4 protein-coding genes are annotated in these 7,556 nt (G+C 45.6%); 2 read left to right on the top strand and 2 right to left on the bottom strand.

Annotated features, from left to right (window positions below; all coding sequences use genetic code 11):
• Both B9T16_RS23360 and B9T16_RS23355 read right to left on the bottom strand, forming a co-directional pair.
• Positions 1-684 (bottom strand): SBBP repeat-containing protein (locus B9T16_RS23360; RefSeq protein ID WP_410245896.1); only part of this gene is annotated, 684 nt, incomplete at its 3' end.
• A gap of 637 nt (positions 685-1,321) precedes the next feature.
• Positions 1,322-4,930, bottom strand: a complete 3,609-nt coding sequence (locus tag B9T16_RS23355) for a Yip1 family protein (protein WP_410245895.1) — start codon at positions 4,928-4,930, stop codon at positions 1,322-1,324.
• Positions 4,931-5,034: 104 nt separating this feature from the next.
• Here B9T16_RS23355 and B9T16_RS23350 point away from each other — a divergent pair, with 104 nt between their 5' ends.
• Together B9T16_RS23350 and B9T16_RS23345 are read left to right on the top strand one after the other, a co-directional pair.
• Positions 5,035-6,414, top strand: a complete 1,380-nt coding sequence (locus B9T16_RS23350) for a folate/biopterin family MFS transporter (protein WP_006617232.1) — start codon at positions 5,035-5,037, stop codon at positions 6,412-6,414.
• A gap of 194 nt (positions 6,415-6,608) precedes the next feature.
• Positions 6,609-7,556: carotenoid oxygenase family protein (locus B9T16_RS23345; RefSeq protein ID WP_410245894.1), on the top strand; the 948-nt coding region annotated here is incomplete at its 3' end.

The following is a 7,556-nucleotide window of genomic DNA, read 5'->3' as shown; positions in this document are numbered from 1 at the left end:
CTCGAAATTAATGACTTGATGAATTTCTGGTCTCCCCGGTGTGTCAGTACCATCTATTATCAACCTACTGATAAAGGCATCTAACCCACCATTATTGGTTTGTCCATCTAGGTCGCCCGAAGTCCAGCCCGCCACATAAATCGACCCATCACTACCCGTGGTCAGGGCTGATGCCTCCTCAGTCCTATGGGTTCCCAACAGGCGCGTCCAGTCTTTAGTGCCATCAGGCTGGAACCTGCTGATAAAGGCATCAGGAAGACCACTATTGGTTTGTCCATCTAGGTCGCCCGCAGTATAGCCGGCCACATAAATCGAGCCATCACTACCGGTGGTCAGGGCTGATGCCTCCTCAGTCCTAGGGGTTCCCAACAGGCGAGTCCAGTCTTGAGTGCCATCAGGCTGGAACCTTGTGATAAAGGCATCATAAAGACCACTATTGGTTTGTCCGCCTAGGTCGCCATAAGTATAGCCCGCCACATAAATCGAGCCATCACTACCGGTGGTCAGGGCATTAGCCTTGTCCTCCTCACTGGTTCCCAAAAGGCGCGTCCACCCGAACTCTGGCGGCGCGGACATCTGTACTGCTACTGGGTCTCCTTCTACCCCACTTAATCCCAGTGGGGGCATGAAATTCTGAGAATCTGATGATTCAAAAATATGGAATATTTCGCTAGTATTGTTCATTAGGATATCCCCCTGCAATAGAGCCATGGGAATTTCATACCTGATTGGTATTTACATGGCTAACCACAATTATACTTGGCTCCCCATATAACCTCCCACGGGACTTGTGGAAAAAATGCGATCGCACCCTTTCCCAGMACTCCATCAANCCCGCCCCCAATCACCAGTTTAGGCAATCCTAAAAACATTCTAAAAATCTCAGTTTTTCTATTGACAAATACCGGAACTTGACCTACCATTAAAGAATGGGAATCCGTGCCGACATATATATGGGTTTATCCAGATAGTCAATCCATCAACAATAGTAGGTTGGGTGCAACTCAACCCCCTGTCAATTTGACTGGTTGATAAAACCATCGTGGCGTTGGGTTTCGCTGCGCTACACCCAACCTACTTCTGGGAAAATGTGAAGACATATATATGGGTTGATTCAGATAGTCAATCCATCAACAATAGTAGGTTGGGTGCAACTCAACCCCCTGTCAATTTGACTGGTTGATAAAACCATCGTGGCGTTGGGTTTCGCTGCGCTACACCCAACCTACTTCTGGGAAAATGTGAAGACATATATATGGGTTTGGGGAGGGGTTCAGTCTCCCCAGGTAAAATCACCAGACGGAGAGACCGAATCAACTACCTAAGACCAATTCTTTTTAGCGGGTTTAATTTGAGGGACTCCCAATCGAAAATCTGTAGGTGCGACTGGTTCAATGTCCGGGTCAAAACCACCTACTTGATTAGTCATCAGTATCCATAAATCAGCCCCCAATTGCAGGAAAATCATCGCTATTTGGTCATGAACCCAACGAGGTAGAAGAGTCCGCCAACTAGACAAAGCTTTAATCAGAGTATCGCCGGGATTTTCCACAGTCAAATCACCCAATTTGGGCGCATTAAATCGCCAGTCTGGGCGTACCTTTCCCATAGGGGTTAAATAATGTTCTAAGGTATTCAGTAAATCTGCTAACTGCTGGAAACGGAGAGTTTGCTGATGATTAGGATGTTCTCGCAACCATTTAATAATTAGGGGATTTAATTCTAACTCGGCTAAAATTTGCCGCAAAGAGGAATATAAGGCTTGGCTAGAGTCTTGACAACAGGAATTAACCGGACTAACAAAAGTATTTCCGGTTCCGTCTCCGACGCGATAACGCGCCGCCATAATATCCAATTCCTGAATAACCGCAGTTAGGGGGGAGAATTTGATGCCATCAAAATCATAATCTTCGGTGAGGGGGCTAAACTTAATTAAAGTTTGGCATAATGGTCGAACACCTAACCATCCCCATTGACGATCGCCTCCATAATGTTCCCAAGCATTCGCCCCAGAAATAATACCATCAGTATTATTAGTGTAAATTTGTCGGTACTCCATCGCAAAACGTAACTCCCCCGTCAAAGGGTCTCGTTTTACCGTAGCCACCCCAAAAGCAAAATGCCCAAAATAGATCTTCATTGACGCTAATTCCGCCTTATTTCCGCCAATACCTCCAAACAGGTGCATCATCAAAGCCCGATCGCCTTCTCGCCATTGAGAAATCGCCTGAGTATTATCTTGACCCTCATTGTGCGGAGATAATAACACATTTTTAATCTGCCCCTTTTCCGCCTTCAAATTCCCCAAATAATCACGCCTCAAGTAATCCAAGCATGGCGACAGACCATGAATCACCCGTTGAGGACTTAGGCGCAACATTTCCCTAGGTGCGATCGCCTGTACCGTAAACCGACCCTGCTTATTTCTCGCCCCATAAATATACCATCCCCCCTCATTAACCGGAGACTCTTCCACCCCCTGATTATTCAAAGAATAAACCCCATTACGATTGGGAATGACCGTCGGCATATAAACTATCTCATCATCCCCATCAAAATCCCCTGTAGACGGGTTAAAATGCCGAACTTGAAACAGGTCATTGCCCAAGTTTTTGATAAATCTCATAACCCCATAAAACCGCCCCGAAATTTGCATCGGTTCCCGTTGAATATAAACCACAGTAACACCCTCCCCAGTATCCCTAATTACCACTGGTTCAGGAAGTGCCACAATCATATCATCATCAGGTCTCGCCCCCGCCAAAGACTCCAAAGGATCCACATTKTCCCAGCCATCAAGTCGGTGAGGGTGAACCTTTCCCTGTCGTTCACTAAGGCGCGCTTGTTCCGAGAAATTAACATCCATTTTTAACAATTTCGAGTAATTTTGAACCCACTGTTCATCACTCCAGCGTAAAATTACTACCTGTCCGATGCGATGTTGATTTTCAGGGTCAGCATGATAAATTTCCAGCCGTACCCCTTTCAGGCTTTCCCGTTCATCTGGACTTGGTAAAATTAACCGACCTATCCAAGTATAATTAGGGTGATATAAATCGGGATTTAACCTTTGTTGAATCGGATAATAACCCACTTGATTAAATAACCCCTGCTTGTAGCGTTCATATTCGCTAATCGTGATAAACTTCTCCGGGTCTAATCCCGTGAGTTCCCAATTTTCACAGAGAATCCCCGTAATAATTTGCACCGTCTGTTCCAGGTGCGTCCGTCCATCAGGTAACAGCGCATCCCCCATGGGTCCATCATCGCCATTATGACCTACTGGACCCAAAGAAATAAAGATGATTCTGCCCCGTCTTTTAGCCCGATTCCAATTAGAAAGAACCGAAATCAGCCAGCGTCCTGAAAACCTAATCGGACCGATTTTTTCTACATGATCTTTTTCCCCCACCAGGTGATAGAGTCGTTCAATCACCATAGCCCCGGTATTCCCACTAATTACCCCCGCTAAAGAAATCACCTCAATGGGGGCATTAATATTGTATTTGAGGAAACTGACCGCACCCATAGACATCTGACCACCCCCACTGTAACCAATCAAAGTAATCGGTTTACCACTACCGAGGGGATAGCCAAAGCTAATTAGACTATCATAAATTACTTGAGCTAATCCTTGGTTTTGAATCGGACCATAGCGTGGGTCGGCGGCGATCGCCACAGAAACCACATTGCGGAAATTGATAATAAAAGCGATCGGGTTAGCCGGATTTTTTAGGGATATTGATTCAATAATTTGCCAAATAAACGATAGGGGACGGTCTGAGGTTAGGGGTTTATTGGTGACACTATAAGGCATGATTCCTTTGACGATGAGAATATCATCAGGTAAGGACTCAGCTATCTTGTTCAACATATTTTCAACTTGCGGGAGGTATTCATGGGAACCTTGATTGATACCGTCTAGGTACATTACATAACGGGAAATACTGTTGGGGTTCTCGATTTCTTTGACCGGGGTTCCTGTATATTTCAGGGTGCGATCGCCATACCATCCCGCCCACCAACTTAGCGCTTCTAGGGGAGTTAGGAATATCGAAAAGAATAGCGCGATCAAGCTAATAGTCGTCAGGTCGATCGCTAATTGCAAAGTTTGTTCTAACGCATTGTACCAACGACTAAACCAACCTGGGGACTGGGAGGAAATTAACACAAACACGAAAAACGCCGTTAACCCTAATGCGATTAATTTGATCGCCCGGTTGCGTTTGATAGTTTCTGGACTGTGGCGCGTCGCAGCATCCAGTATTACTTCATTACCTACATCATCGATCGTTTCTATGTTACCTGACATCACCATTTGTGTCAGTTGTTGGCGATCGGTTACTACCTCGGTTCCCGCCACTAGGTTAGTTAACTGTTGACCCAGAATCATCAACGGACTCCCGATCGTTCGTTGTAATATCTGCAATAGCACCCAGCCTAACCCTACCGACGAAAAAGTAGCCCACGTATCAAGATTGGTTACTACTTTAATCGCCGTTACTTCCGCTAGTAATGACCAAATCGACAGAAATACACCAATGGGAATGCCAAGATACGGAAGACCCACTATAAATCGTAAAATTTGCGGCGCGTAGCTTAATCCTAGGGTCGTAATCGTTGATTGCAGGTTCAGTCCGCTATTAAATATCGCATTGTGAACTAGCCAAATACTCCCAGCCCAAAACCAAAACGTGAACACAAACAAAATCGTCGCCATTCCTAAACTCAGCAAAAATCGGAAGGGTCGGACTCGGTTAATAAATAAAACAATCGATTGACCTATAGCCTGAGATAGTCCCGCCACTAACACTATTGTTAGGGCTAGTCCTCTACCTAGGGGTAGGATGTTAATTTCTACAAAAGCATCTCGGTTTAGGGACAGCGCCCCTAAGATTAGATGCCACCACTGATCAAATGCTGTTTCCATAGTGATTTATACTGCCTAGACTTAAAGCGATCGCATCATTGTGTCGTTTTTGATTGAACTCGCTATGATATCAATATTGAAATTTCTTAACTTTTGTTTACAAAATGCAATTATCCCCAGTTGGCTTTGGCAACACCAAGGCATGGCTCAAGAAGCATATACTATTTGGCAATGAACCCAACCCAGAATTGCTCGCCATTCTGACCGTGTACTTTGTACAAGGGATTTTGGGCCTCTCCCGTCTCGCCGTTAGCTTCTTCCTCAAAGATGATTTGGGCATGAGTCCCGCCGAAACCGCCGCCCTATTCGGAATAGTCTCTATTCCCTGGGTCATTAAACCCCTATTCGGCTTTATGTCCGACGGGTTGCCAATTTTTGGATATCGCCGCCGACCCTATTTAATCCTATCCGGCTTAATGGGGACTTTCTCCTGGGTTTACCTAGCCACCCTTGTTCATCATCCCATTACCGCGACAATTGCGATCGCCCTTAATTCCCTATCCGTAGCCATCAGCGATGTCATTGTAGACTCATTAGTAGTAGAAAGAGCCCGAAACGAATCTATCAGCAATATCGGTTCCCTTCAATCCCTATGTTGGGCTTTCTCAGCCATTGGTGGGCTAATTACCGCCTATCTCAGTGGCTATCTCCTCGAAATCTTTACCTCAGAAACCGTTTTCCTCATTACCGCTACCTTTCCCCTATTAGTAATGGTTGTCGCATGGGCGATCGCTGAAGATAAAATTACTAACATCTCCAATTGGCAAACCGTCAAACACCAAGCCCAACAACTGCGGGCCGCCATCACCCAAAAATCCATCTGGCTACCCACCGCCTTCATCTTCTTGTGGCAGGCTACCCCCACCGCCGACTCAGCCTTTTTCTATTTCACCACCAACGAATTAGGATTTCAACCAGAGTTTTTAGGGCGAGTCCGCCTAGTTACCAGTATCGCCGCCCTCCTAGGTATTTGGCTATTTCAGCGCTTCTTTAAATCTGTTCCCTTCCGTAAAATCTTCCTAGTCTCAACCCTTCTCTCCGCCGCCCTCGGTATGACCATGTTACTCCTCGTTACCCACACCAACCGCGCCCTAGGAATAGACGACCACTGGTTTAGTCTCGGAGATAGTCTCATCCTCACCGTAGCCGGAGAAATCGCCTATATGCCTGTTTTAGTCCTCGCCGCCCGCCTATGTCCCCCCGGCGTAGAAGCCACCCTCTTCGCCCTATTAATGTCCGTCTCTAACCTCTCCCGACTCATATCCCACGAGTCTGGCGCACTTCTCACCCACTTATTAGGAGTCACCGAGACTAACTTCGACCAATTATGGTTGTTAGTAATTATCACTAACTTAACCACCCTTTTACCATTACCACTAATTCGCTGGCTACCATCCACCAGCGCCGAAAGTCACACCGATAACATCGATTCACCAACCCTAGAATCAACCGCAGAATTAGTCCCCGAATTAGTCACAGATTAATTAATCATTAATAACTGGTAATTAATCTCCCTTTCCGACTCACTCTCCCTCACCCACAGGGCGGCGAGGGATAACACAGCCTACCTTGACCTTTCACAGCCCTTGATATATACTATATATATCTGCTTATTGATTGGCAACACCAATTAACCATCACTTAGTTAATCACCTTAAAAAAAACTACTCATTCAATCATGCAAAACATCCTATCTGAACCCTCCCACAATCAACTATCATATAACCCCAAAGACTGGCAAAAAGGTTATTTATCCCAACCCAATGAATACAACTATACCATCACCAATATTGACGGAGAAATCCCCCCAGACCTCAAAGGAACCCTATTCCGTAACGGTCCCGGTTTATTAGATATCGGTGGCTTACCCATTCATCACCCCTTTGATGGAGATGGCATGATTTCCGCTATCCGCTTTCAGGACGGACAAGCACACTATCAAAATCGCTATGTCCGCACACTCGGCTACATAGACGAACAACAAGCCAAAACTATTCTTTATCGCGGTGTCTTTGGAACCCAAAAGCCTGGCGGTTTTCTCCACAACGCCTTTGACCTGCGGATTAAAAATATTGCCAATACTCAAGTCATTTATTGGGGTGGTAAATTACTCGCTTTGTGGGAAGCTGACCTACCCTATCACCTCAACCATGAAACCTTAGAAACTATCGGGCTAGATAACCTTGACGGTATCCTGGAACCCGGAGAATCTTTCGCCGCCCACCCCCGCATTGACCCCAGTTCTAAGTTTAATGACGGTTCCCCAAGTTTAGTTAATTTTTCCATTAAACCAGGACTATCAACCACTATCCGTATTTATGAACTCGACAGCCATGGTAGCCTCCTGCAAAAATACGCCCATACAGTCCCCGGATTTGCCTTTATCCATGATTTTGCCATCACCCCTAACTACTGTATTTTCTTCCAAAATCCCGTAAAATTTAATCCCCTTCCTTATCTGTTTGGACTCTGTGGCGCAGGACAATGTGTCCATTTTCAAACTAATCAACCTACCCGCATCATTGTTATTCCTCGTGACCCCGCACAACGACAAAATATCCGACATTTTGACGCTCAATCTGGCTTTGTTTTCCATCATGCTAATGCTTTTGAACAGGAAAATCAG

Origin of the sequence: Arthrospira sp. PCC 8006, assembly GCF_046480465.1 — a bacterium.
Classification (GTDB): Bacteria; Cyanobacteriota; Cyanobacteriia; order Cyanobacteriales; family Microcoleaceae; genus Limnospira; species Limnospira platensis.
This window is presented reverse-complemented; position numbering and strand designations above follow the sequence as displayed.

What these genes read in the sequence shown, in the direction of transcription:
- B9T16_RS23350 (WP_006617232.1), top strand. Translation starts at nt 5,035, where the DNA reads ATGCAATTATCCCCAGTTGGCTTTGGCAACACCAAGGCATGGCTCAAG.